Origin of the sequence: Pseudomonas sp. B14(2017), from assembly GCF_002113255.1 — a bacterium.
In the GTDB taxonomy this organism is placed as follows: Bacteria; Pseudomonadota; Gammaproteobacteria; order Pseudomonadales; family Pseudomonadaceae; genus Aquipseudomonas; species Aquipseudomonas putida_Z.
In genome coordinates this window covers 94,407-117,775 of record NZ_NEJY01000008.1, presented here as the reverse complement: position 1 = coordinate 117,775, position 23,369 = coordinate 94,407, and the positions used below count along the sequence as shown (strand labels likewise).

The 23,369-nt window shown below is 64.9% G+C and carries 23 protein-coding genes; 15 read left to right on the top strand and 8 right to left on the bottom strand.

Features of this window, described 5'->3' with window-relative positions:
- Positions 1–12 precede the first annotated feature (12 nt).
- The 3 genes from CAG34_RS10120 (at position 13) to CAG34_RS28865 (ending at position 3,653) form a co-directional block, all read left to right on the top strand.
- Entirely contained in the window at positions 13–1,245 is a 1,233-nt protein-coding gene (locus CAG34_RS10120) for an OprD family porin (protein WP_085589679.1), read from the top strand.
- Positions 1,246–1,274: 29 nt separating this feature from the next.
- Positions 1,275–3,326, top strand: a complete 2,052-nt coding sequence (paaZ, locus tag CAG34_RS10115; RefSeq protein ID WP_085589677.1) for a phenylacetic acid degradation bifunctional protein PaaZ — start codon at positions 1,275–1,277, stop codon at positions 3,324–3,326.
- 156 nt (positions 3,327–3,482) lie between these two features.
- Positions 3,483–3,653: a hypothetical protein gene (locus CAG34_RS28865; RefSeq protein WP_155951620.1), complete on the top strand. Its 171-nt coding sequence runs from the start codon at positions 3,483–3,485 to the stop codon at positions 3,651–3,653.
- A gap of 199 nt (positions 3,654–3,852) precedes the next feature.
- Here CAG34_RS28865 and CAG34_RS10110 read toward each other — a convergent pair whose 3' ends face one another.
- A complete protein-coding gene (locus CAG34_RS10110) occupies positions 3,853–4,110 on the bottom strand; it encodes a DUF6555 family protein (protein WP_025339101.1) in 258 nt (85 codons plus the stop codon).
- Between the two features lie 169 nt (positions 4,111–4,279).
- On the bottom strand, positions 4,280–4,489 hold the full coding sequence (locus tag CAG34_RS10105; RefSeq protein WP_003259459.1) for a general stress protein: 210 nt from the start codon (positions 4,487–4,489) through the stop codon (positions 4,280–4,282).
- 275 nt (positions 4,490–4,764) lie between these two features.
- Between CAG34_RS10105 and CAG34_RS10100 the strand changes: the two genes are divergently transcribed.
- Positions 4,765–8,547, top strand: a complete 3,783-nt coding sequence (locus CAG34_RS10100) for a CheR family methyltransferase (protein WP_085589675.1) — start codon at positions 4,765–4,767, stop codon at positions 8,545–8,547.
- 81 nt (positions 8,548–8,628) lie between these two features.
- Complete coding sequence (locus tag CAG34_RS10095) at positions 8,629–9,027, top strand: NUDIX hydrolase (RefSeq protein WP_025339099.1); 399 nt, start codon at positions 8,629–8,631, stop codon at positions 9,025–9,027.
- Between the two features lie 108 nt (positions 9,028–9,135).
- Here CAG34_RS10095 and CAG34_RS10090 read toward each other — a convergent pair whose 3' ends face one another.
- Together CAG34_RS10090 and CAG34_RS10085 are read right to left on the bottom strand one after the other, a co-directional pair.
- Complete coding sequence (locus tag CAG34_RS10090) at positions 9,136–9,687, bottom strand: ATP-dependent Clp protease proteolytic subunit (RefSeq protein ID WP_084785184.1); 552 nt, start codon at positions 9,685–9,687, stop codon at positions 9,136–9,138.
- Between the two features lie 22 nt (positions 9,688–9,709).
- Positions 9,710–10,084: a low affinity iron permease family protein gene (locus CAG34_RS10085; RefSeq protein ID WP_025339097.1), complete on the bottom strand. Its 375-nt coding sequence runs from the start codon at positions 10,082–10,084 to the stop codon at positions 9,710–9,712.
- 166 nt (positions 10,085–10,250) lie between these two features.
- Between CAG34_RS10085 and CAG34_RS10080 the strand changes: the two genes are divergently transcribed.
- Genes CAG34_RS10080 through CAG34_RS10060 form a run of 5 tightly spaced genes read left to right on the top strand, consistent with a single transcriptional unit; the run spans position 10,251 to position 14,559 of the window.
- Complete coding sequence (locus CAG34_RS10080) at positions 10,251–11,168, top strand: DUF72 domain-containing protein (protein ID WP_085589673.1); 918 nt, start codon at positions 10,251–10,253, stop codon at positions 11,166–11,168.
- Complete coding sequence (locus tag CAG34_RS10075) at positions 11,165–11,950, top strand: endonuclease/exonuclease/phosphatase family protein (RefSeq protein ID WP_025339095.1); 786 nt, start codon at positions 11,165–11,167, stop codon at positions 11,948–11,950. The genes CAG34_RS10080 and CAG34_RS10075 overlap by 4 nt, the downstream gene beginning before the upstream one ends.
- Positions 11,947–13,149: a cardiolipin synthase ClsB gene (clsB, locus tag CAG34_RS10070; protein ID WP_085589671.1), complete on the top strand. Its 1,203-nt coding sequence runs from the start codon at positions 11,947–11,949 to the stop codon at positions 13,147–13,149. The genes CAG34_RS10075 and clsB overlap by 4 nt, the downstream gene beginning before the upstream one ends.
- On the top strand, positions 13,149–14,096 hold the full coding sequence (locus CAG34_RS10065; protein WP_085589669.1) for a lysylphosphatidylglycerol synthase domain-containing protein: 948 nt from the start codon (positions 13,149–13,151) through the stop codon (positions 14,094–14,096). The genes clsB and CAG34_RS10065 overlap by 1 nt, the downstream gene beginning before the upstream one ends.
- Positions 14,097–14,130: 34 nt before the next feature.
- Complete coding sequence (locus tag CAG34_RS10060; protein ID WP_025339092.1) at positions 14,131–14,559, top strand: hypothetical protein; 429 nt, start codon at positions 14,131–14,133, stop codon at positions 14,557–14,559.
- Between the two features lie 248 nt (positions 14,560–14,807).
- Here the strand turns inward: CAG34_RS10060 and CAG34_RS10055 are convergent, their stop codons facing one another.
- Entirely contained in the window at positions 14,808–15,032 is a 225-nt protein-coding gene (locus CAG34_RS10055; protein WP_025339091.1) for a metallothionein, read from the bottom strand.
- Positions 15,029–15,493: a phosphotransferase system, HPr-related protein gene (locus CAG34_RS10050; RefSeq protein ID WP_085589667.1), complete on the bottom strand. Its 465-nt coding sequence runs from the start codon at positions 15,491–15,493 to the stop codon at positions 15,029–15,031. The genes CAG34_RS10055 and CAG34_RS10050 overlap by 4 nt, the downstream gene beginning before the upstream one ends.
- Positions 15,494–15,621: 128 nt before the next feature.
- Here CAG34_RS10050 and ligD point away from each other — a divergent pair, with 128 nt between their 5' ends.
- Genes ligD through CAG34_RS10025 form a run of 5 tightly spaced genes read left to right on the top strand, consistent with a single transcriptional unit; the run spans position 15,622 to position 21,231 of the window.
- A complete protein-coding gene (gene ligD / locus CAG34_RS10045; protein ID WP_085589665.1) occupies positions 15,622–18,114 on the top strand; it encodes a DNA ligase D in 2,493 nt (830 codons plus the stop codon).
- Positions 18,115–18,168: 54 nt separating this feature from the next.
- The gene (locus CAG34_RS10040) at positions 18,169–19,212 is read left to right on the top strand and encodes an acyl-CoA dehydrogenase family protein (RefSeq protein WP_025339088.1); all 1,044 of its coding nucleotides are present in this window, start codon (positions 18,169–18,171) and stop codon (positions 19,210–19,212) included.
- Positions 19,209–19,964, top strand: coding sequence for a PIG-L deacetylase family protein (locus CAG34_RS10035; protein ID WP_085589663.1), 756 nt, complete (start codon positions 19,209–19,211; stop codon positions 19,962–19,964). Before CAG34_RS10040 ends, CAG34_RS10035 begins: the two co-directional genes overlap by 4 nt.
- 11 nt (positions 19,965–19,975) lie before the next feature.
- Complete coding sequence (locus tag CAG34_RS10030; RefSeq protein ID WP_085589661.1) at positions 19,976–20,575, top strand: bifunctional 2-polyprenyl-6-hydroxyphenol methylase/3-demethylubiquinol 3-O-methyltransferase UbiG; 600 nt, start codon at positions 19,976–19,978, stop codon at positions 20,573–20,575.
- The gene (locus CAG34_RS10025) at positions 20,572–21,231 is read left to right on the top strand and encodes a glycosyltransferase family 2 protein (protein WP_085589659.1); all 660 of its coding nucleotides are present in this window, start codon (positions 20,572–20,574) and stop codon (positions 21,229–21,231) included. Before CAG34_RS10030 ends, CAG34_RS10025 begins: the two co-directional genes overlap by 4 nt.
- Before the next feature lie 241 nt (positions 21,232–21,472).
- Here CAG34_RS10025 and CAG34_RS10020 read toward each other — a convergent pair whose 3' ends face one another.
- Together CAG34_RS10020 and CAG34_RS10015 are read right to left on the bottom strand one after the other, a co-directional pair.
- Positions 21,473–22,294: a Ku protein gene (locus CAG34_RS10020; protein ID WP_085589657.1), complete on the bottom strand. Its 822-nt coding sequence runs from the start codon at positions 22,292–22,294 to the stop codon at positions 21,473–21,475.
- A 72-nt stretch (positions 22,295–22,366) separates the two neighbouring features.
- Positions 22,367–23,272 (bottom strand): SDR family oxidoreductase, encoded by a 906-nt coding sequence (locus CAG34_RS10015; protein WP_075045213.1) that lies wholly within the window; start codon positions 23,270–23,272, stop codon positions 22,367–22,369.
- Positions 23,273–23,369: the final 97 nt, after the last annotated feature.

Below are 23,369 nucleotides of genomic sequence, written 5' to 3'. Positions count from 1 at the left end.
AAAACAACAACAATGAACCGCACGCACTTCATTTCGGCCGCCTGGCTGGCGACCCTCGCCCTGCCGATGCCGGCGATGGCAGACTTCATCGGCGACAGCCACGCCCGGCTGGAGCTGCGCAACCACTACCTGAACCGCGACTTCCGCCAGAGCAACGCACCGCAGGCCAAGGCCGAGGAATGGGGCCAGGGCTTTACCGCCAAGCTGGAGTCGGGGTTCACCGAAGGCCCGATCGGCTTTGGTGTCGACGCCATGGGCCAACTGGGCATCAAGCTCGACTCCAGCCGTGACCGCCGCAATACCGGCCTGCTGCCTTTCGGCCCGAACAGCCATGAACCGGTCGATGACTACAGCGAACTGGGCCTCACCGGCAAGGTGCGGGTGGCCAAGAGCACCCTGCGCCTGGGGACCTTGCAACCGATCCTGCCGGTGGTGGTGTACAACGACACCCGCCTGCTGGCCTCCACCTTCCAGGGTGGCCTGCTCACCAGCCAGGACCTGGCCGGCCTGACCTTCAACGCCGGCCGCCTGACCAAGGCCAACCTGCGTGATTCCTCGGGCCGCGACGACATCGGCTACGGCGCCGCCAGCAGCGACCACCTGGACTTCGGCGGCGGCAGCTACGCCATCACCCCGCAAACCAGCGTCAGCTACTACTACGCCAAGCTCGAGGACATCTACCGCCAGCAGTTCGTCGGCCTGATCGATACCCGCCCGCTGGGCGAAGGCCTGAGCCTGCGCACCGACCTGCGCTACTTCGACAGCCGCAACGACGGCGCCGAGCGTGCCGGCAACATCGACAACCGCAACTTCAACGCCATGGTCACCCTCGGCGTACGGGCCCACAAGTTCACTGCCGCCTGGCAGCAGATGTCCGGCGACAGTGCCTTCCCGTTCGTGAACGGCGGCGACCCGTTCACCGTCAACCTGGTCACCTACAACACCTTCACCCGCGCCGGGCTGGACTCGTGGCAGGTGCGCTACGACTACGACTTCGTCGCCATGGGTATCCCCGGCCTGAGCTTCATGACCCGCTACACCGATGGCCGCCACGCCGAGACCGCCACCGTCAGCAATGGCCGTGAGCGTGAGCGCGACACCGACATCACCTATGTCATCCAGAGCGGCCCGTTCAAGGACGTCAGCCTGCGCTGGCGCAACGTCACCTTCCGGTCCGGCAATGGCCTGACCAACGCCGTGGACGAAAACCGCCTGATCATCGGCTACACCGTGGCGCTGTGGTAACAGCGCCCCCCTCTACATTGGAGAACAGCATGTCTGCCGCCCCTACCCTGCAAAGCTTCATCGCCGGCCGCTGGCTTGGCCAGCACGGCGCCCAGGCCCTGCGTAGCGCCCTGGATGGCCACGTCTTGGCCTACAGCCACGAAGAGCGCCCGGACTTCGCCGAAGCCGTGGACTTTGCCCGCGCCCGCGGCCTGGCCGCGCTGATGGCCATGGACTTCCAGCAACGCGCTGCCCGCCTGAAGGCGCTGGCCCTGTACCTGGCCGAGCGCAAGGAGCAGCTCTATGCCCTGTCCCACCACAGCGGCGCCACCCGTGCCGACAGCTGGATCGACATCGAAGGCGGCAACGCCACGCTGTTCTCCTATGCGGGCATCGGCAGCCGTGAACTGCCGTCGGGCAACCTGGTGCACGAAGGCCCGGCCATCCCGCTGGGCAAGCAAGGCCATTTCGCCGGCAGCCACATCCTGGTGCCGCGCGCCGGCGTGGCAGTGCACATCAACGCCTTCAACTTCCCCATCTGGGGCATGCTGGAGAAGTTCGCCCCGACCTTCCTGGCCGGCATGCCATGCATCGTCAAGCCGGCGACCTCGACCAGCTACCTGACCGAGGCCGTGGTGCGGCTGATGAATGCATCCGGCCTGTTGCCCGAAGGCAGCCTGCAACTGGTGATCGGCAGCACCGGCGACCTGCTCGACCGCCTGCAAGGCCAGGACGTGGTGACCTTCACAGGTTCCGCCGACACCGCCGCCAAGTTGCGCGTCACACCGAACCTGGTACGCAACTCGGTGCCGTTCACCGCCGAAGCCGATTCGCTGAACTGCGCCATCCTCGGCCCGGACGTGACCCCGGACAGCGAAGAGTTCGACCTGTACATCAAGGAGGTGGTCCGCGAAATGACCACCAAGGCCGGGCAGAAATGCACCGCCATCCGCCGCGCCATCGTACCGGCCAGGCACATCGACGCCGTTGCCACGCGCCTGCGTGAGCGGCTGGCCAAGGTGGTGGTCGGTAACCCGTCGCTGGAAGGCGTGCGCATGGGCGCCCTGGCCTCCCACGACCAGCAGCACGATGTGGCCGAGCGGGTGCGCAGCCTGCTGCAGAGCTGCGACCAGCTGTTCGGCGCCAGCGATGGCTTTGCACCGCGTGGCGAGGGTGTGGCCGAGGGCGCGTTCTTCGCCCCTACCTTGCTTCAGGCCCGTGACCCGCATGCCGAAGGCGGTGCCCACGATATCGAAGCGTTCGGCCCGGTCAGCACGCTGATGGCCTATGACGACCTCGATGAAGCCCTGGCGCTGGCCGCGCGGGGCAAAGGCAGCCTGGTGGCGACCCTGGTCACCGCCGACCGCAGCGTGGCAGCCAAGGCCATCCCGGTGGCTGCCGCCTGGCATGGCCGCCTGCTGGTACTCGACAGCGAGGCAGCCAAGGAATCCACGGGCCATGGCTCGCCATTGCCGCAGCTCAAGCATGGCGGCCCGGGCCGCGCTGGTGGTGGTGAAGAGCTGGGTGGCCTGCGTGCCGTCAAGCACTACCTGCAACGTGCCGCTGTACAGGGTTCGCCGAGCATGCTCACGGCGGTAACCGGCGAATACGTGCGCGGTGGCGAAGTGATCGAAACCGAAGTGCACCCGTTCCGCCGCTATTTCGAGCAGTTGCGCATCGGCGAGTCGCTGCTCACCCACCGGCGTACCGTGACCGAAGCCGACCTGGTCAACTTCGGCTGCCTGTCGGGTGACCATTTCTACATGCACTTCGACGAGATCGCCGCCAAGCAATCGCAGTTCGGCAAGCGCATCGCCCACGGCTATTTCGTGTTGTCGGCAGCGGCCGGGCTGTTCGTCTCCCCGGGTGCAGGCCCGGTACTGGCCAACTACGGCCTGGATACCCTGCGCTTCATCAACCCGGTGGGCATCGGCGACACCATCCAGGCGCGCCTGACCTGCAAGCGCAAGATCGACCAGGGCAAGACCAGCCCGCTGGGCCAGCCCCAGGGCGTGGTGGCGTGGGATGTGGAGGTGACCAACCAGCTGGGCGAGCTGGTCGCCAGCTACGACATTCTCACCCTGGTGCTGAAACAGCCCTGACAGTGCCGTTGGTCAGGGGCGGTGGAGATCCAACCGACCTCCCCTGGCTGTTACCGCTCTCATTCAATGAGGGGTGGTCAATGGCTTCGCCTCTCACTCCTGTATTGGGCCCGCCTGATCGCGGGCCTTTTTTTCATCGAGAGCGAGGGTTGCGAGATGAAGGACATGCTTGGCATGGGTGGCGGCAGCGCACAGGATGACTGGCCAGAGCTCGAGCCGGACCGGCGCAATGACCGGGCAGATGACCCGGATGCCGACCCCAATGTGACAGATGACGAAGAAAACCGCCCGGGCGTACCGGCCAGCGACCCCGAGTCCGGTGCCTAGACGGCCTGCGCGTACCTAACGCTGTGCATGGCACCGGCTGTGCCGGTGTTCGCGGGCGCGCCCGCTCCCACAGGTATGGCGCACTCCTTGAGCTGGTGGTGTCCCTGTGGGAGCGGGCATGCCCGCGAAGCAGGCGACGCGGTGCTTTGAGCAAGACAGTTGTTCATACAAGGATTGCGCAAGGTCTTGCAATCGGGAATCACATTGTCGCCGCAGACTGGTTCGGCTTGCCGCCGGATACCCGCCAGCTCACCGCGGTAATGCCATAGCGCTCGGCCATCGGCCTGCTGACTTTCCTGATCTTCTCCCGGCCGAACTTGGGAATGATGCCGATGCCCGCATCGCAACTCGCCCAATGCCAGGCCTCGGCATTGTCCAGCGTCTCCAGACGAATGATGAAACTGCGCGGCTGGCCATGCAGTTGGTAATCGATGATGTACAGCTGTGGGCTAGGCATCGCAGGGGCCTCCTCTTCTCCATGGATGACACCCTGATTGATCGGGGCACGGCCAGAAGATTCAAAAAATTGTCGAACAACAGGTACCAGAGGCTATTGCAGCCTCGTTACGCAGGGCCTGGCCGGCACCCGGTACCTGCGGATACCGGGTGTCCAGCAACCCTTCAACTTACTGCTGGCGGCCCCCGCCGTGGCTGTTCTGGCCGCCCTTTCGACCGGCCTCCGATGCCCGTTGGCGGTCATTGGCGAAGTTGCCGCCAGAAGCCTGCCCGCCTTTGTGCCCCGCACGGGAGGCCCGTTCCCGGTCGTTGGCGAAATTGCCTGGGTTGGTTTCCTTGGTACCGCCGCGCTGGCTGGTGCGCTCTTGATCCTGCGCCATGTGGTTTCTCCTTGCGATGGATGGGTCGCATGGATGCTTGCCATGCCTTGGTTCCGAGCCGCCGATCACACAGTCTGCTCAATGGTTTTGCCGGCAACTGACCAGTGGCACCAAACATGGGTCGGCAAAAGGTTGGCGTGACGGAAGCAGGCGGGTCGCACTTTCCTGTGCCTGCGGAGGTCTCAACAACATGGCGACGGCCTATAATCCCGCCACACACACGCCCGATGATGCTGCTACGGGCGGAACGTTCCGGTCTGCACAAGGCTCCGTCCATGAAGTCGTCCCCCAAGCAACCTGCCTCGCCCCAGAACCCGGCGCTCAGCCCCAGCCACCTGGATTTCCCGGTGGTGGGCATCGGTGCATCGGCAGGCGGCCTGGAAGCGATCTGTACGCTGTTCCGGCAAATGCCCAGCGACTGCGGCATGGCCTTCGTCGTGGTCCTGCACCTGTCCCCCGACCACCAGAGCGTCGCCGACCGCATCATCCAGGAGACCACGCAAATGCCGGTGCGTCAGGTGACCGAGCCGGTGCCCATCGAGCGCAACCACATCTACGTGATTTCACCGGCCAATCGCCTGTCCACCAACGATGGCTACCTGCGCGTGACCCCGGCCAACCGGCGCCGTGGCGACCACGTGGCCATCGACCTGTTCTTCCGTGACCTGGCTGATGTGCACAAGGACCACGCCTTCTGCGTGGTGTTGTCCGGTACCGGTGCCGACGGCGCCGTGGGCCTTTCGCGGATCAAGGAGCAAGGCGGCGTGACCCTGGCGCAAAACCCGGACGACGCCCAGTACGACAGCATGCCCCGCGCCGCCATCGAGACCGGCATGGTCGACCTGGTGCTGCCGGCGGCAGAAATGCCGCAGAAGCTGCTGGAGCTTTGGCGCAATGCGCGCCAGATCCGGCTCCCGGAAATCGAGGACGACACCCTGCCACCGGCCTTGGGCACCCGTGCCGGCGATGCCCAGGCCAGCGAGCCGATGCTCGAGGAGATCCTGCTGCAATTGCGCAGCAATACCGGCCACGACTTCCAGCACTACAAGCGCGCCACGGTGCTGCGGCGCATCGAGCGCCGCCTGCATGTGACCGGCCAGGCAGACCTGGCGGCCTACCTGCATTACCTGGAACAGCACCCCGCGGAATCCCGGGCGTTGCTGGCCGACATGCTGATTGGCGTGACCAATTTCTTCCGCGACCGCGAAGCGTTCGAAGCACTGGAGCGCCATGTGTTGCCACAGCTGGTCTGCGAACGCGACCCGGCCGAGGGCGCCGACGAGATACGCGTGTGGTCGGCCGGCTGCTCCACCGGCGAAGAGGCGTACAGCCTGGCCATGCTGGTTTGCGAGCAGCTGGCACTGGAGCAGCGCTCGCACAAGGTACAGGTGTTCGCCACCGACCTGGACGAACGCGCCATCGGTATCGCGCGCAGTGGTTCCTACCCCGAAGCGATCGTCACCGACGTGCCGCCCAGCCGGCTGCGCCAGTTCTTCCTCAAGGAAGACCAGCATTACCGGGTGCGCAAAGAAGTTCGCGAGAAGGTGCTGTTCGCCCGGCATAACCTGCTGTCGGACCCACCGTTCTCGCAGATCGACCTGATTGTCTGCCGCAACCTGCTTATCTACCTGGACCGCGAAGTGCAGCGTGACATCCTGCAGATGTTCCACTTCGCCCTGCGCCCGGGTGGCTACCTGTTCCTCGGTTCGTCCGAGTCGGCCGACATGGCCAGTGAACTGTTCGCCCCGGTGGACAAGCGCAATCGCATTTTCCGCGCACTCGATGCCAGCAATACCGGCCGCCGTTCCGGCCGTCAGCTGGCCGGCACATCTGCCGCCAGCATGCCCCTGGAAACGCTGGCCAAGGCCAAGCCGGGGCGCAAGCCATCGTTCGCCGACCTGCACTACCGCGCCCTGGCGCGCCGCATGCCGCCCAGCCTGATCGTCGATATCGACGGCAATATCCTGCACATGAGTGAAGGCGTGGGGCGTTTCCTGCAAGTGGCCGGTGGCGAACCGAGCCGCAGCCTGCTCAACCTGGTGCTGCCGCCCCTGCGCCTGGCCCTGCGCAGCACCTTGTTCCAGGCGCGTCAGGGGACCGAGGCGGTGACTTCGCGCCCTGTCGACCTGGCGGAAACCATGGGCAAACTGCAGGTGGAGATCACCGTGCAGCCGTACAAGGACGACCTCAGCGCCAGCGATTGCCTGCTGGTGGTATTCGAGGAACGCGCGCCCGACCCGTCCCTGCCGTTGCCCGGCGTCATCCGCCAGACCGACAGCATGGTGCTGCAAAACCTCGAACGCGAACTGCAGCGCACTCGCCTGCAACTGCAGGAAACCATCGAGCAGTCAGAGGTCTCCAGCGAGGAGCTGACGGCTTCCAACGAAGAGATGCAGGCCATCAACGAGGAGTTGCGTTCGGCCAGCGAAGAACTGGAAACCAGCAAGGAAGAGCTGCAGTCGATCAACGAGGAACTGCTCACGGTCAACTACGAGTTGAAGAACAAAGTCGAGGAAACCGACAAGGTCAACGACTACCTCAGCAACCTGATCGCCTGCACCGAGATCGCCACGGTGTTCGTCGACCGCAACCTGCATATCCGCTGGTTCACCCCGCGCGCCACCGACCTGTTCAACATGTTGCCGGTCGATACCGGCCGTTCCCTGCTCGACATCACCCACCGCCTGGATTACCCGGCGCTGGCCGACGATGCCCGCGCCGTGGCCCAGGGCGAGGCCATCATCGAGCGTGAAATCGGCGGCCAGGGCGATCACTGGTACCTGGCGCGCCTGCTGCCCTACCGCTCCAGCGAGCAGAAAATCGACGGCACGGTGCTGACCTTCATCGACATCAGCAGCAGCCATGCCGCCGAAGAGCGCGTGCGCCTGGGCGAAGAGCGCCTGAGCAAGCAACTGGCCGAGTCGCAGAGCACCAGCCACATGAAGGACGAGTTCTTCGCCGTCATGTCCCATGAACTCAAGCACCCGCTCAACCTGATACAGCTCAATGCCGAAATCCTGCGCCGCCTGCCATCGCTACGGAACATCAGTGCAGCGAGCAAGGCCGTCGGTACCATCTGCGATGCGGTAACCAGCCAGGCGCGGATCATCGACGACCTGCTGGATGTGGCGCGCATTCGCACCGGCAAGCTTAAGCTCAAGACCGAACCTGTGGATCTGCTCGCCCTCCTGCAGGGCATCCACGGTGTGGTGGTGAGCGAGCAACACCCCTGCCCGGTTCGCCTGGAGCTGCCCGCCGACACTCTGCCGGTGATGATCGAAGGTGACGTTACCCGCCTGGAGCAGATCATCTGGAACCTGCTCAACAACGCGCTGAAGTTCAGCCCGGCGGGCAATGAGATACGCCTGGTGCTGAGCCACGACGAGGACCACGCCCGCCTGCAGGTGATCGACCATGGAGTGGGCCTGAGCCACGACAGCCTCGAGCATATCTTCGACCTGTTCAGCCAGGCTACGTCGCAACAGGCCAGCCACAGCCGCGAAGGCCTGGGCATCGGCCTGTCGCTGGTAAGGCAACTGGTCGAGGCACATGGCGGTACCGTCCGCGCCACATCAGCGGGGCTTGGCCTGGGCTGCACCTTCACGGTCACCCTGCCCCTTTGCGAAACGCAGCCCCAGCAGCGTACGCAGGGCTCGGAGCCGCCGAGCGAGGGCCGTCTGAACGGAATTCGCGTATTGCTGGTGGATGACTCCGTAGAGGTGCTGGCGGTAATGCAGGAGCTGCTGGAAATGGAGAGCGCCACTGTCAATGCCTTCAGCAAGCCGCGTGAGGCCCTGGACGCCGCTGCGGGTGAGGAATACGACATCATCCTGTCCGATATCGGCATGCCGGTGATGGACGGCCATGCGTTGATCAAGGCCCTGCGTGGCTACGTGCACCTGCGCCATACCCCGGCCATCGCCCTGACCGGTTATGGCGCCAGCGCCGACCAGTACAAGTCGCGCCAGTCGGGCTTCGACCGGCACCTGAGCAAGCCGGTGGGCTATGACGAGCTGGTGGAGGCCATCGAGGCGCTGAGCGGCTCGGTGCCTTACTGACCGTTGGTCGCTTTAAACGCAACGTTCATTGCTGCCGGGGGCCGAATCTACATGGAATGAGGGATTCGCCCAGGAGCCTGAATGAAGCCAGTCAAGCATCGCGCCACCATCATCTGCCGGCATGGCAAACAAACCCATAAATGGTTGTGGGTGAGAAAGCCCAACGCCGCCTGGACCCTGCCCGGCGGCAAGATAGAGCCCGGCGAGACGCCGGTGCAGGCAGCGGAGCGTGAATTGCTTGAGGAAACCGGGTTGCAGGCAGAATCGCTGACCCTCTTGATGCGTCATGAAACGGCAGAGCGCATGCATTATGTGTTCGAGGCGGAGTTCGCCGACGCCCCGCATCCCAAGGCGCAGCATGAAATTGTCGATTGCCGGTTCGCTCACCCGGACCAGGTGCCCATGCTCAAGGACGAGATCAAGCTGCTGATCCGCTCTTTGCTGGCCTGTGACCGGGCTACGGCGGCGTCAGTGAGGTAGACCTTCTACACCTGTGCCGGCCCTTTCGCGGGCTTGCCCGCTCCCACAGGTTCGGTGGAATGCCTGTGGGAGCGGGCATGCCCGCGAAGAGGCCGGCACAGGAATCCGCTAGGCATGCACGCTCCACTGACACGCCTCCACCTCGATCGGCATTTCGTCTATGGCATGGATCATCCCGTTCGCCAATGCCTCCCGTGGCCCGAGTATCCGCGGGTAGGCCATCAGATACCGCGGTACATCCAGCACCTCGTCCGCCCCTTCAGTCCGCTCGGCGACGATCTGTGCATACAGCCGCAGGTCATAGTCCAGGCTCATCGCGTACTCGGCCATGCGTGAGTGGTCGACCGAGCCATGCAAGGTCCAGTGGAACGGATGGAACAGGAACTTGCTGTAACTGCATGCCGTGCGTCGATCCCCGGCCAGGAACAGGATGTTGCCCATGGATTCCACCGTGCCGAGGTTGTGGGTATGCACCTCGACCGGTAACGCCCGCAGGAAGTTGTACAAGGTAAACCCGTAGCTGCACTCGCCGCCCATGGTGGCGATGTTCAGTTGCAGGACTTCGGCCCCCTGCTGCAACGCCCGCGAACAGGTGTTGATCAGGTTGCCGCAGGTGGATGAATTGATAGGCCCGGTGAAGTGGACGATATGTCTGGCCATGCTTGCCTCCAGGGTTGGCAGGTCATTCCTTGGGTTTCTGCGCATCATCACCCTGCCCGGCCATCTGCCGGTACTGCTTGCGCAGGGCATGCAGCTCGGCCGGGTCCATGTCTTCAAGGTCCAGCAGCGCCTTGTGCGCCTGTTGGGTGGTGCGCAACAGCTCATCGATCTTGATGTGCAGTTCGTCGTTGTCGCGGTTCTGGGTGTTCTGGATCAGGAACACCATGAGGAAGGTGATGATGGTGGTCGAGGTGTTGATCACCAGTTGCCAGGTGTCGTTGAAGCCGAACAACGGCCCGGTCACCGCCCAGATCAGGATCAGCAGGCAGGCGATGCCAAAAGTCAGCGGGCGGCCGGCCCAATTGGCCAGCCATTGGGCGAAACGGTCGAATTTCATCCTGGCGCCCTTCCTCGTAGCAGGTATGCGGTGGAAACGTCGCGGGCCGCAAAGTTCCACGCGGCATCAGCCTTTTCCGTTGGTCAACCGTGCTGAACCCTGGCCGCTGTTGACCGGTCGCACTTTCAGAGTGACCGAACAAGGACCCGGCAATGAGGAAGGCAGCGTGAGCGATATCCGCATCGGCATCTCCGGCTGGCGCTACGGCCCGTGGCGCAAGGATTTCTACCCGAAGGGCCTGCCCCAGGACAACGAACTGGCGTTCGCTTCGCGAGCGGTCAACAGCATTGAAATCAACGGCTCGTTCTACAGCCTGCAAACACCCGAACGCTACCAGGGCTGGCACGACGAAACGCCGCCTGGGTTCGTGTTCGCGGTAAAAGCCCCGCGTTACATCACCCATGTACGGCGGCTCAAGGACATCGAAGAGGCCGTGGCCAATTTCTTCGCCTCCGGGCCGCTGCTGCTCGGCAAGAAGCTGGGCCCGTTCCTGTGGCAGTTTCCGCCGAACATGAAGTTCGACGAGGCCCGCTTCGCCCGTTTTCTCGAACTGCTGCCGCACAGCCGCAAGGATGCCCGCGAATGCGCACAGGGGTGTGCACCGCGCCTGAAGGACAACGGCAGCACCGATATCGAGGGCAACGCACGGCTGCGCCACGCGGTGGAAATCCGCAACGAAAGCTTTTTGTGCGAAGCCTTCATCAAGCTGCTGCGCAAGCACCGTGTTGCGCTGGTAGTGGCCGACAGTGCCGGAAAATGGCCCTATGTCGAGGACCTTACCGCCGACTTCGTGTACATGCGCCTGCATGGCGATGTCGAACTGTACAGCAGTGGTTACACCGCCCAGGCGCTGCGGCGCTGGAAGCAGCGCATCCAGCACTGGAGCCAGGGCCGCCAGGCCGACGATGCCCAGCTGGTGGTGCCAGGGCCGCCACCGCGGCGCGCCACCCGTGACGTCTACTGCTATTTCGACAACGACCAGAAAGTCCATGCGCCTTATGACGCCCGGCGCCTGTTGCAGAAGCTGTCGCTGGACCATGAGCTGATGACCGAGCCTGGCGTGGTGCCGGAGGTGACCCTGTGAACAGGACCCTGCCTGCCCCGCACTGCATCATCGACAAGATCACCGCCGTGCGTCGGCTGAATGTACTGACGTTGAACGTGCACAAGGGCTTCACCTTCTTCAACCGGCGCTTCATCCTGCCCGAGTTGCGCGAAGCCGTGCGCGCCACCGGCGCCGACCTGGTGTTCCTGCAGGAAGTGCACGGCAGCCACCAGCAGCATGCCCTGCGCCACCCGGCCTGGCCGGATACGCCACAGTACGAGTTCCTGGCCGACAGCATGTGGCCGCAGTTCGCCTACGGCCGCAATGCCGTATACCCCCATGGCGACCACGGCAACGCGCTGCTGTCGAAATTCCCCATCAGCCGCTTCGACAACCTGGACGTCTCGGTGCAGGGCAACGAGCAGCGCGGCCTGTTGCATTGCCAGCTGGAAGTGCCTGGCCATGACCAGGTGCATGCGGTGTGCGTGCACCTGGGCTTGCGCGAGGCCCACCGGCAACGCCAGGTGAAGCTGCTGCTGGACCTGCTAAACAGCCTGCCGCCCAAGGCCCCGGTGATCGTTGCCGGCGATTTCAACGATTGGCGGCTGAAGGCCGACGCGGTGCTGTGCGAACACCTGGTGGAAGCGTTCGGCGAGCATTTCGGCACCCCGGCACGCAGTTTCCCGGCGCGCCTGCCGTTGTTGCGCCTGGACCGCATCTACCTGCGCAACGCCATGCCCGGCACGGCCCAGGTGCTGTCCAAGTACCCGTGGTCGCACCTTTCCGACCACGCCCCTCTGGCTTCGGAGATCAAACTGTGAACCGACCCTGGGTAGACGGCAACAGCGTGCAGTTGCTGATCAATGGCGAGCAATACTACCCCCGCGTGTTCGAGGCCATGAGCCAGGCACGGGAGGAAATCCTGCTGGAGACCTTCATCATCTTCGATGACAAGGTTGGCCAGCAATTGCAGCAGGTGCTGATCGATGCCGCCCGCCGCGGCGTGCGTGTCGAAGTGGCCGTGGATGGGTACGGCACGGCCGACCTGCCCGACTCTTTCATTGCGGCCATGACCGATGCCGGAGTCAGTTTCCACGCCTTCGACCCGCAGCCGCGGCTGGTGGGCATGCGCACCAACCTGTTCCGGCGCCTGCACCGCAAGATCGTGGTGGTCGATGGCGAGCGGGCCTTCATTGGTGGCATCAACTACAGCGCCGACCATTTGGGCGACTTTGGCCCCATGGCCAAGCAGGACTATGCCGTGGAGGTCGTCGGCCCGGTGGTGGCACAGGTTCATGCCGCCAGCAAGCGCCTGATGTCACCGGTGCTGCAGCCGCCCAGCGCGGTAAGGCCATTGACCGAGCCTGCCGGTACCTGCACCGCCGTGCTGGTCGAGCGCGACAACAAGGTGCGCAGCACCGATATCGAGGCCCACTACCTGCAGGCGTTTCGCAGTGCCCGGCGGCGCATCGTGGTGGCCAATGCGTATTTCTTCCCGGGCTACCGGCTGATGCGTGAATTGCGCAATGCGTCCCGGCGCGGCGTGGAGGTTCGGCTGATCCTGCAGGGCCAGCCAGACATGCGCTGGGTACGGGCGCTGTCGCGACTGCTGTACAACTACCTGCTGCGCGACGGCGTGGCCATTCACGAGTATTGCCAACGGCCGCTGCACGGCAAGGTGGCGCTGGTGGATGATGAGTGGGCCACGGTCGGCTCCAGCAACCTGGACCCGCTCAGCCTGTCGTTCAACCTTGAAGCCAACCTGTTCATCCGTGACCGCGCCTTCAACCAGCAGCTCAACCAGCACCTGCAGGCGCTGGCCCGCGAACAATGCAAGCCGGTCACCCTGGAACGCATGGTTCGCGGCTACTGGTGGCGGGCACCGCTGATTTTCGTGTGTTTCCACGTGATCCGCCATTTCCCGCGGATTGCCGGTTGGTTCCCGGCGCACCGCCAGCACCTGCGCTCGGTGCAGCCGGAGGCCGAGGCACAGGTTGACTATCACGAGGGCAAGACCTGATGGCGCGAAAACACTGGCAATCCTGGGGCAAGCGGCTGTTCACCCTGGCATTCCTGATCCTGATCCCTGCGCTGCTGTACCTGCTGGCGCGCAACCTGGACTGGAACGAAGTGCGCCAGTCGTTGCTGGCCTACAAGCCTGGCACCTTGGCCATCGGCCTGGTGCTGGCCGGGTGCAGCTACCTGACGTTCGCCAGCTACGACCTGCTGGCCCGGGCCTACACCGGCCACCACCTGCCGGCCCGCCAGGTGTTGCCAGTGGCCTTCGTGTGCTATGCCTTCAACCTCAATTTCACCACCTGGGTGGGTGGCGTTGCCTTGCGCTACCGGCTGTACAGCCGCCTGGGCCTGGACACGCCAACCATCACGCGCATCCTCACCTTGGGCCTGCTGACCAACTGGATGGGCTACATGCTGCTGGCTGGCACGGTGTTCGCCTTGCGCCTGGTCGAGCTGCCCACCAACTGGGCGGTCGGCGCCAGCGGCCTGCAACTGATCGGCCTGGTATTGCTGGCGATTGCCGCAGGCTACCTGCTGGCCTGTGGTTTCGCCAAAAAGCGCACCTGGCGCTGGCGTGACCATGAGGTAACGCTGCCGTCGCTGCGCCTGGCGCTGTGCCAGGTGGTACTGGGTGCCAGCAACTGGGCGCTGATGGCACTGCTGATCTTCTGGTTGCTGCCTGGCGAAGCCTTCTACCCGTCGATACTAGGCATCCTGCTGATCAGTTGCGTGGCTGGTGTGGTCGCGCATATCCCGGCCGGGCTGGGTGTGCTGGAAACGGTGTTCCTGGCCCTGCTGCATGGGCAGCTTGCCCAAGGCACACTGGTGGCGGCCCTGCTGGGTTACCGCACGCTGTACTACCTGGTGCCGCTGTTGCTGGCGGTGCTGACCTACCTGATCCTGGAGAAACGCGCCAAGGCCATGCGCCGGCGCGACAAGCCTGCCTAGACCTATCGAGGGCCACTGGCCCGGGAGGTGGCAAATGCGTGGCGCTGTCTTGAAGCCGATGTTGATACTGATGGTGGCGAGCCTGGTCAGCGGCCAGGCCCTGGCCGAAGCCTGCAATGTGCTCACCCGCTCCTCCAGCGAGGCGGTAACGCCGGTGGAGCGGCACAGCTGCTACAGCTACAGCAACCTGCCCGCCGAAGCGATCAACTGGTCATGCAGCAACGAGAGCAAGGACATGCTCAACAGCGAAAAGCACAAGGTCGCGCGTTGTGCGGATGGCAGCGTCGGCAGTTGCATCGCGCCGTTGACCCAGGAGGCATTGGCCAACCCTAAGGCAGCTGGCGGTGACAAGCCGGCGTTGCCCAAGGATGCGCGGGTGATCACCTACTACTACGACACCCCCAGCCTGGGCCAGGCCCGCACCGATTGCGAGCGTAGCAACGGCATCTGGCAGACTCACTGAACCAACTGTATTGCCTGCTCGGGCCCTATCGCCGGCAAGCCAGCTCCCACAGGGATAGCACAGCCTGAGGTCAATGCGGTCGGCCTGCTCTGGCCCTATCGCCGGCAAGCCGGCTCCCACAGGGACAGCACAGCCCTTGAGGTCAATGCGGTCGGTGTGGGAGCTGGCTTGCCGGCGATAGGGCCAGAACAGGCATCCACGGCAGTTGCATCAAATAATGATGTCCTGGCCGGGAGGCCCCTCAGGCTTCAGGGTGAAATCGGGTCACTCGCCGGGAAGGTCTCGTCTAGCGCATTGTCCACCGCGCTTTCCCCGGTCTTTTCACCACAGTGGCAATCAGGCATCCGGCACGGCTCGCCATTGCGATGCCCGCTGGCACAGGCCTCGCAGCAATACACCTTGCCTTCGAGCTGCAAGGCATTGGCATCCACGGTGCAGGAACAATGCGCACAGGCACAACGTACCTCGTTCATGGCTTGCTCTCCTCGTCATCGATCACATCATCGGCCCAGGGCTCTCCATCCAGCGGCGCGGAGCGGGCCAGTTCGGCTTCGTCCAGGCCTATGCCGCCGCCAATCTCGTTGGCCTCTACCCGCCTCAGGGTCTTGTCTGCAGGGCCGCCGCTGCCACCGGGTTCGTGCGGGTCACGGGCGCCGGTTTCATCCAGCAAGGTGTCCGGGCTCAGGTCGTCGTAAGTGACGTTGTCCTCGTGCAGGCTGTCGCTCAACGCCTCGCCGCCGGTCATGCCGCTTTCGGCCACGCGCCGCGGCGGGAACTCGCGGGCCACGTCCGCGGCCGGTCGCTCGTCACCCACACGCCCCTCGCGTTCATCCAGGCGCTCGTCGAAGTCCAGTTCATGCACGCTGCCCATGCGGTCTTCGGTGTCGTCGATTTCAGTGGGGGTATACGGCTTCGGTTCATCTGCTCGGGCCATGTGCGTTCTCCGTCAGGTGGCTTCATTCGGTCGACTGCACGAGCTGCTGGAAGATTCAGAGTTTTTTTGAACTACCGCCCGGGCCGCTGCCTCCCAGATTAGAGACTGCGAACCGCCCGGAGCCCGCCATGGCCAAGCCCCTGCAGGAATATGCGCGCAAGCGCGACTTCAATGCCACGCCCGAGCCCAGCGGCAAGCGCAGCCGTGGCAAGCGGGCCCACGCGCTGCAGTTCTGCATCCAGAAGCACGATGCCAGCCACCTGCACTACGACTTCCGCCTGGAGCTCGATGGCACGCTGAAAAGCTGGGCCATCCCCAAAGGGCCGTCGCTGGACCCCAAGGTGCGCCGCCTGGCCGTGCACGTGGAGGACCACCCGCTGGACTACGCCGACTTCGAAGGCCATATCCCCGAAGGCCATTACGGCGCGGGCGACGTGATCGTGTGGGACCGGGGCATCTGGGAGCCCGAAGGCGATGCGCGTGAGGCCTATGCCAAGGGCAAGCTGCGTTTTCGCCTGCAAGGCGAAAAGCTCGGCGGTGTATGGAACCTGTTCCGCACCCACCTGGCCGGCAAGAAGGAACAGTGGATGCTGGTCAAGTCGCACGACAGCCAGGCGCGCAGCGAAGCCGACTACAGCATCGTCGACGCCCAGCCCGACAGCGTGCTCAGCGACCGCACGCTGGTGCCGCGCAAGCCGGCAGCAAAAAAGGCCGCCGCGCCACGTCGCAAAACCGCCAGCAAAGGCCGGAAGGTGCCGTTGCCGGCACAGCTGCAGCCACAACTGGCGACCTTGGTCGACTCCCCGCCCAGTGGCGACTGGCGCTACGAGGTCAAGTTCGACGGTTACCGCATCCTTGCCCGCATCGACGGTGATGACGTGCGCCTGTTCACCCGCAATGGCCATGACTGGAGCGGCAAGATGCCCAGGCAGGTTGCTGCCTTGCGTGCGCTGGGCCTCGATTCGGCCTGGCTCGATGGCGAGGTGGTGGTGGCTGGCGAAGACGGCACGGCGGACTTCCAGGCGCTGCAGAACGCTTTCGACACCGAGCATGACGAGCACATCACCTATTACCTGTTCGACCTGCCCTTCCTGGGCGGCCAGGACCTGCGTCAGTTACCGCTGCAGGACCGGCGCAACACCTTGCAGCAGTTGCTGGAACACAACGAATCGGACGTACTCAAGTACTCCGCCGACTTTGACCAGCCCGTCGAATCCCTGCTCGACAGCGCCTGCCGGCTGCAACTTGAAGGCCTGATAGGCAAGCGCGTCGACAGCCCCTACAGTGGCCGCCGCAGCCCCGACTGGATCAAGCTCAAGTGCAAGCAGCGCCAGGAGTTCGTGATCGTCGGCTACACCGACCCCAAAGGCAGCCGCAGCGGTTTCGGCGCCCTGCTGCTGGCCTTGCACGACAACGACAGCGGCGAGTTGCGCTATGCCGGCAAGGTCGGCACCGGCTTCAGTGCAACCACGCTTGCCAGCATCCATGCCCGGCTGAAACCGTTGGAAATCGCCAGGCCGGCCCTGCCCAGCCCGCCCACCGGGGCCGAAGCCCGGGGCGTGCACTGGCTGAAACCGCAACTGCTGGCCGAAGTCGCCTACGCCCAGATGACCCGTGACGGCATCGTGCGCCACTCGGTGTTTCACGGCCTGCGTGATGACAAACCGGCTACCGCCATCGACCTGGAGCGCAGCATGCCCGCCAAGACCCTGCCCAAGCGCAAGCAGGCCAAGGCCCCCGAGGCCTTGGGCGAGCTGCGCCTGACCCACCCCGAGCGAGTGGTCGACGCCACCAGCGGCGTTACCAAGCGCGAGGTCGCCGAGTACTACGCCGCTGTCAGCCAATGGATACTGCCCCAACTCAAGAATCGCCCGGTGGCGCTGGTACGTGCACCGGACGGCCTGGCCGGGGAACTGTTTTTCCAGAAAAACGCCGGCCAGTTGCATCTGCCCAACGTGCTCAGCTATGACAAGGCCGAGGCCGGCCAGGCGGCCATGGTCGTCAACCGCGCCGACACCTTGCTGGGTGCCGTGCAAATGAACATGATCGAGCTGCACACCTGGAACGCCACCGACAAGGACTTCGACAAGCCCGACCGCTTCGTCCTCGACCTCGACCCGGACCCGGCGCTGCCGTGGAAGGCCATGCTCGAAGCCACTCAACTGGCCCTGACGCTGCTGGATGAACTGGGCTTGAAGGTGTTTCTCAAGACCAGTGGCGGCAAAGGCATGCACGTGGTCGTGCCCCTGACCCGGCGGGCCAGCTGGGATGAAGTCAAGGCGTTCAGCCACGGCATCGTCGATTACCTGGCCAGGCTGTTCCCCGACAGGCTCAGTGCCGTGTCCGGGCCCAAGAATCGCATCGGGCGCATCTTCATCGACTACCTGCGCAACGGCAAGGGCGCGACCACCGCCTGCGCCTATACCCTGCGCGCCCGCGAAGGCCTGCCGGTATCCGTGCCAATCTGGCGCGAGGAACTGCCGCAACTCAAGGGCGCCAACCAGTGGAACATCGGCAACGTGCTTGAACGCCTGGGCGAGGTGGACGACCCCTGGGCGGAGTATGGCAAGACAAGGCAATCGATCACCGTGGGCATGCGCAAGCAGCTGGGGCTGGCCTGATGACGGCTTGCCTCCAGCGCTACGCCCGCAGTGCCTCACCAAGGAGCCGAGCCCATGAGCATCGTCCAGGATTTTGACCTGACCAACCTCGATCGCCTGCTGCGAGCTTTCAGCGAGCGGCAGCAACCGCTCAACCTGGATACCCAGTTACCGCAGCTGATTCAGGCACTGCAAGCCGACCACCTCGACCTGCTGCCCCTGCCCGGCCAGGGCAATACGCTACGGCGCTGGCAAACCCTGGCCCGGGTGGCAGGCTGCGACCTGGCCTTGGCCAAGCTGTACGAGGGCCACACCGACGCGTTGGCGATCCTTGCCGAATGCGCTGCGGCACACCACGCTGCCGAGGGTATATGGGGCGTGTGGGCCGCCGAACCGCCGGATGCCCGCGCCTGCATCGTCGCCCGTGATGGCGACCAGGTCCGCCTGGAGGGTCGCAAGGCCTGGTGTTCAGGCGCACTGCAGATCGACCGGGCGCTGATCACGGCCTGGGACCAGCACGACCAGCCCCAGCTGGTGGCCATCGAACTGTCCCATCCCAGCCAGGGCCTTGCCATAGACCGTTGGCAGGCCATCGGCATGGCCACCACCGCCAGTGTCGAAGTCGAATTCAACCACACCCCTGGCATCGCCATCGGCCGCCCTGGGCAATACCTGTCACGCCCCGGGTTCTGGCACGGCGGCGCTGGCATTGCGGCCTGCTGGTACGGCGCCGCCGAAGCCCTGGCAGACTACCTGCGCGAACACTGCCGCAACCCCCGCCCCGACCCACATGCCGATGCTCACCTGGGCGCGGTCGATGCAGCCTTGTACGGCGCCAGGGCGGCACTGCGCGAATGCGCGGCGTGGATCGACCGCCAGCCAGGCGCGGACGCCAGCTTCGAAGTACGCCGCACCCGCGCCCAGGTGGAACAGGCCGTGGAGCAGGTGATCCACCACGTTGGCCGGGCGCTGGGCGCCACGCCTTTCTGCCGCGACAACCACTTTGCCCGGCTGAGCGCCGACTTGCCGGTGTTCCTGCGCCAGAGCCATGCCGAGCGCGACCTGGCGGCGCTCGGCGAGCAGTTGGCACAACGGCCGGCGGGAGTCTGGCAGCTATGAGGCAGAACCTGATCCAGGCGAACAGCGGTACGCCGTGGGCGGCCTGGCAGCAGGGCGCGCACCTGGCCAGGGCCACCTGGATCACCCCGCAGCAGCTGTGCCCGCCAGGCCGCCGCCTGGTACTGCTGGCTCCGCACCCCGATGATGAAATTCTCATGGCCGGCGGGCTGCTGGCGGGCTTTCATGGCCGGGAAGACGACCTTGTGCTGATCTCCGCCACCGATGGTGAAGCCAGCCACCCCGGCTCTACCCACTGGAGCGAACACCGCCTGCGCCGGCAAAGGCCGCTGGAAAGCCGCCATGCGCTGCAACAGCTTGACCTCGACCTCGGCCGCCTGGACTGGCGGCGGCTCCACCTCAAAGACGGCGCGTTGCCACGTGACGAGGCGTTTCTGCTCAACCACCTGAGCCAGTTGCTCAGGCCTGACGACCTGCTGATGGCCACCTGGAGCGGCGATGGCCACTGTGACCACGAGGCAGTGGGCCGGGCCGCGGCGCAGGCGGCCCGGATGCGCAAGGTGCAATGCCTGGAGGTACCCGTGTGGGCCTGGCACTGGGCGCAACCGGACGACCCGCGCCTGCCTTGGCCGCGGGCCCACCGCATTCAGCTGGACGAGGCCAGCCTGGCCCGCAAGCGCAAGGCCCTGGCCGCCCATGTCAGCCAGCTGGAGCCGGATGGCCAGCGCCCGCCCGTACTGCCGCCGAACTTGCTGGATTGTCTGCTGCAACCTTTCGAACTGGTGTTCCTGTAAATGGAGTTGTCATGAGCCTCGACCCACAGTATTTCGCCGACCTGTACGCCACCAGTGAAGACCCTTGGGCCTTTCGCACCCGCTGGTACGAAAAGCGCAAGCGCGAACTGGTCATGGCCAGCCTGCCGCGCCAGTGCTACCAGCGCGTGTTCGAGCCGGCTTGCGCCAATGGCGAGCTCAGCGCCTTGCTGGCCGAGCGTTGTGCCAACCTGTTGTGCCAGGACCTGGACCCTACTGCGGTAGCGCTGGCCGGTGAACGCTTGGCTGGACTGAGCAATGTCTCGGTGGAACTGGCGCGGCTGCCGTCGGACTGGCCGCATGGGCATTTCGACCTGATCGTGCTGAGCGAAGTGGGTTACTACCTCGACCCGACCGACTGGTTGCAGGTGATCGAACAGTCGGTGGCCAGCCTGACCTACGACGGTGGGCTGGTGGCCTGCCACTGGAAGCATCCCATCGCCGGTTGCCCGCAGGACGGGCGTGAAGTGCACCGCATGCTGGCCCGGCACCTTCCGCTGTATCTGCAGTTCCAGCATGACGAGGCGGACTTCGTGCTGGAGTACTGGGCCTCTCAGCCCAGCGTGGTCGACCTCGACGAGACCTGCCCATGATTGCCGTGGTGATCCCGGCCCACAACGAGGCCCGGCGCCTTGGGCGCTGCCTGCGGGCAGTACTGGCTGCCGCCCTGCAGGCGCAGCAGGCGGGGCACCAGGTGGAGGTGCTGGTGGTGCTGGACCGCTGCAGCGATGGCAGCGCTGCCGTGGCAAGGCGTTTCGGTGTACAGGTGCTGACGGTGGATGCCGGCAACGTCGGTATGGCCCGCCGGGTGGGCGCGGCATACATGGTCGAGCGCGGCGCGCAGTGGCTGGCCTGCACCGATGCCGACAGCCGGGTGCCAGCGCACTGGCTGCTGTCGCAACTGGCCTGCGGTGCCGAGGTGGTGTGCGGCACGGTGCATGTCGAGTACTGGCAACCCTGGCAGACAGCGGCCTTGCGCAAGCTGTACCACAGCCGTTACCAGGCACGTGAGGGGCATCGGCATGTGCATGGGGCCAATCTGGGTGTGTGTGCCGACGCCTATGATCGAGTGGGCGGCTTCCAGCCCCTGGCGGCACATGAGGATGTGCAACTGGTCAACGACCTGCAGGCCAGTGGTGCGCAGATCGTATGGACCGCCAGGCATAGCGTGGCCACCAGCAGTCGGCGCGACAGCCGTGCCCGCGAAGGGTTTGGTGATTATCTGGCGGGGTTGCAGACACTGGTCTGATGCTGGCTCGCAAGCGGCGCGTACCCTGTGGCAACTGTCTTGCTCAAATTCTAAAAGTTGGCGCGATCCCTGTGGGAGCGGCCTTGTGTCGCGAAAGGGCTGCAAAGCAGCCCCAGCAATTTCAACTGTTGCGCATCAATCCTGGGGCCGCGTTGCGGCCCTTTCGCGACACAAGGCCGCTCCCACAGGGGGCCGCGTTATGTACAGTTCCATGCGAGCTGGCTTGCGGTGACGATTCCTTTCACGACGCCTTGCGTGTCTTCTTCGCCGGCTTCTTGCCACCGAGGCTGCGCTTGAGCAGTTCGGTGAGGTCGAGGATGTCGGCGCTTTTCCCCGCTTCCGTCGCCTCGCCCTTCTCCACAGTCTCGATCTTGCCCTTGCTGGCCTTCTCTTCCACCAGGTCCATGATGGTCTGGCGGAAGGCATCGTGGTAATCCGCGGGCTTCCAGGGCCCGCTCATGTCTTCCACCAACCGCTTGGCCATGTCCAGTTCGCGCTTGTCCACCTTGGCCTCGGTGACGCTGCTGTCCAGTTCCAGCGTTTCCAGCCCGCGCACTTCTTCGGGCCAGCGCAGGGTGATCATCACCAGCGCATCATCCAGCGGCCGCAACAGCGCCAGGTGCTGGCGGGTGTGCAGCACCACCGTGGCCAGCGCCACCTTGCCGGTTTTTGCCAGGGTTTCGCGCAGCAAGGCGTACACCTTGCCGCCACGGCGGTCGGGGGTAAGGTAGTACGGCGTGTCGAAGTGCTGCAGCGGGATCTCGCCAGCCTCCACGAAGGAAAAGATATCGATCGTCTGGGTCGCCTCGGGCCGGGCCTTGCGGATTTCCTCCTCGCTGATCACCACGTAGCGGCCCTTCTCGAACTCGACGCCCTTGACGATGTTGTTCTTGTCGATTTCCTTGCCGGTAACCTTGTTCACCCGCTTGTAGCCGACCGGTTCCATGCTGCGCTTGTCGAGCCAGTCGAAATCGACCCGCTCGGTGCGCACCGCGGTGTTGAGGGCCACGGGGATGTGCACGAGGCCGAAACTGATGGCGCCTTTCCAGATTGCCCTAGCCATGGAGGTGCTCCCAGGTTGCCTGCCAATACCTGAATCGACTGCAACGGGCGGCGAAGGTTTAGCCGCCCCGCCCTACGGCAGCGGGTTGCCGCCGGTCACGCCGAACACCTCGCCGGTGATGTAGCTGGACTCCTGGCTGGCCAGCAACACATACACCGGCGCACATTCGGCGGGCTGCCCCGGTCGCTTCATCGGTGTATGCGCGCCGAAGTCGGGGATTTTCTCCGGTGGTTGGCCACCGCTGGGCTGCAGCACGGTCCAGATAGGCCCGGGGGCCACGGCGTTGACCCGGATACCGCGCTCGATCACCTGCTTGGCCAAGGCCTTGGTGAAGGCAACGATCGCGGCCTTGGTGGTGGCATAGTCGAGCAAGGTGGCCGAAGGCTGGTAGGACTGGATCGAGGCGGTGTTGATGATGGTCGCCCCCGCCGGCATCAGCGGCACGGCCGCCTGGCACAGCCAGAACAGCGCGTAGACGTTGGTTTTCAGGGTGTGGTCGAACTGCTCGTGGCTGACCTGGCTGATGTCCTTGCGCGCCTCCTGCTTGCCGGCGACGTTGACCAGGATGTCCAGGCCGCCGAGCTGCTCGTGGGCCTGGTCGACCAGTTCCTTGCAGAACTGCTCGTCCTTCAGGTCACCGGCAAGGGCCACCACCTTGCGGCCTTCGGCTTCGATCAGCTTGATGACTTCGCGGGCATCGGGTTGTTCGATGGGCAGGTAATTGAGTGCAATGTCGGCACCTTCGCGGGCGAAGGCAATGGCCACTGCCCGGCCGATGCCCGAGTCTGCGCCGGTGATCAGCGCCTTGCGCCCCGCCAGGCGGCCAAAGCCCTTGTAGGTGGTTTCGCCGTGGTCTGGTTCGGGCTGCATGTTGGCGTCCAGCCCTGGTGCTGGCTGGCCTTGGGCCGGGAACGGAGGGTGCGGGTACTGGGTCAGCGGGTTCTGCATGCTGAACTGGTCGTGCGGTTTGCTGGGCATGGGGCCACTCCTCTGGTGAAACCGGTGTTGGCCCATTCGCGGGCTTGCCCGCTCCCACAGGTATTGAAACTGGTGGTAGTCCTGTGGGAGCGGCAAG

Coding starts and splice junctions, on each gene's coding strand:
- CAG34_RS10120 (WP_085589679.1), top strand. CDS start 13: ATGAACCGCACGCACTTCATTTCGGCCGCCTGGCTGGCGACCCTCGCC.
- paaZ (WP_085589677.1), top strand. CDS start 1,275: ATGTCTGCCGCCCCTACCCTGCAAAGCTTCATCGCCGGCCGCTGGCTT.
- CAG34_RS28865 (WP_155951620.1), top strand. CDS start 3,483: ATGAAGGACATGCTTGGCATGGGTGGCGGCAGCGCACAGGATGACTGG.
- CAG34_RS10110 (WP_025339101.1), bottom strand. CDS start 4,110: ATGCCTAGCCCACAGCTGTACATCATCGATTACCAACTGCATGGCCAG.
- CAG34_RS10105 (WP_003259459.1), bottom strand. CDS start 4,489: ATGGCGCAGGATCAAGAGCGCACCAGCCAGCGCGGCGGTACCAAGGAA.
- CAG34_RS10100 (WP_085589675.1), top strand. CDS start 4,765: ATGAAGTCGTCCCCCAAGCAACCTGCCTCGCCCCAGAACCCGGCGCTC.
- CAG34_RS10095 (WP_025339099.1), top strand. CDS start 8,629: ATGAAGCCAGTCAAGCATCGCGCCACCATCATCTGCCGGCATGGCAAA.
- CAG34_RS10090 (WP_084785184.1), bottom strand. CDS start 9,687: ATGGCCAGACATATCGTCCACTTCACCGGGCCTATCAATTCATCCACC.
- CAG34_RS10085 (WP_025339097.1), bottom strand. CDS start 10,084: ATGAAATTCGACCGTTTCGCCCAATGGCTGGCCAATTGGGCCGGCCGC.
- CAG34_RS10065 (WP_085589669.1), top strand. CDS start 13,149: ATGGCGCGAAAACACTGGCAATCCTGGGGCAAGCGGCTGTTCACCCTG.
- CAG34_RS10060 (WP_025339092.1), top strand. CDS start 14,131: ATGCGTGGCGCTGTCTTGAAGCCGATGTTGATACTGATGGTGGCGAGC.
- CAG34_RS10055 (WP_025339091.1), bottom strand. CDS start 15,032: ATGAACGAGGTACGTTGTGCCTGTGCGCATTGTTCCTGCACCGTGGAT.
- CAG34_RS10050 (WP_085589667.1), bottom strand. CDS start 15,493: ATGGCCCGAGCAGATGAACCGAAGCCGTATACCCCCACTGAAATCGAC.
- ligD (WP_085589665.1), top strand. CDS start 15,622: ATGGCCAAGCCCCTGCAGGAATATGCGCGCAAGCGCGACTTCAATGCC.
- CAG34_RS10040 (WP_025339088.1), top strand. CDS start 18,169: ATGAGCATCGTCCAGGATTTTGACCTGACCAACCTCGATCGCCTGCTG.
- CAG34_RS10035 (WP_085589663.1), top strand. CDS start 19,209: ATGAGGCAGAACCTGATCCAGGCGAACAGCGGTACGCCGTGGGCGGCC.
- CAG34_RS10030 (WP_085589661.1), top strand. CDS start 19,976: ATGAGCCTCGACCCACAGTATTTCGCCGACCTGTACGCCACCAGTGAA.
- CAG34_RS10025 (WP_085589659.1), top strand. CDS start 20,572: ATGATTGCCGTGGTGATCCCGGCCCACAACGAGGCCCGGCGCCTTGGG.
- CAG34_RS10020 (WP_085589657.1), bottom strand. CDS start 22,294: ATGGCTAGGGCAATCTGGAAAGGCGCCATCAGTTTCGGCCTCGTGCAC.
- CAG34_RS10015 (WP_075045213.1), bottom strand. CDS start 23,272: ATGCCCAGCAAACCGCACGACCAGTTCAGCATGCAGAACCCGCTGACC.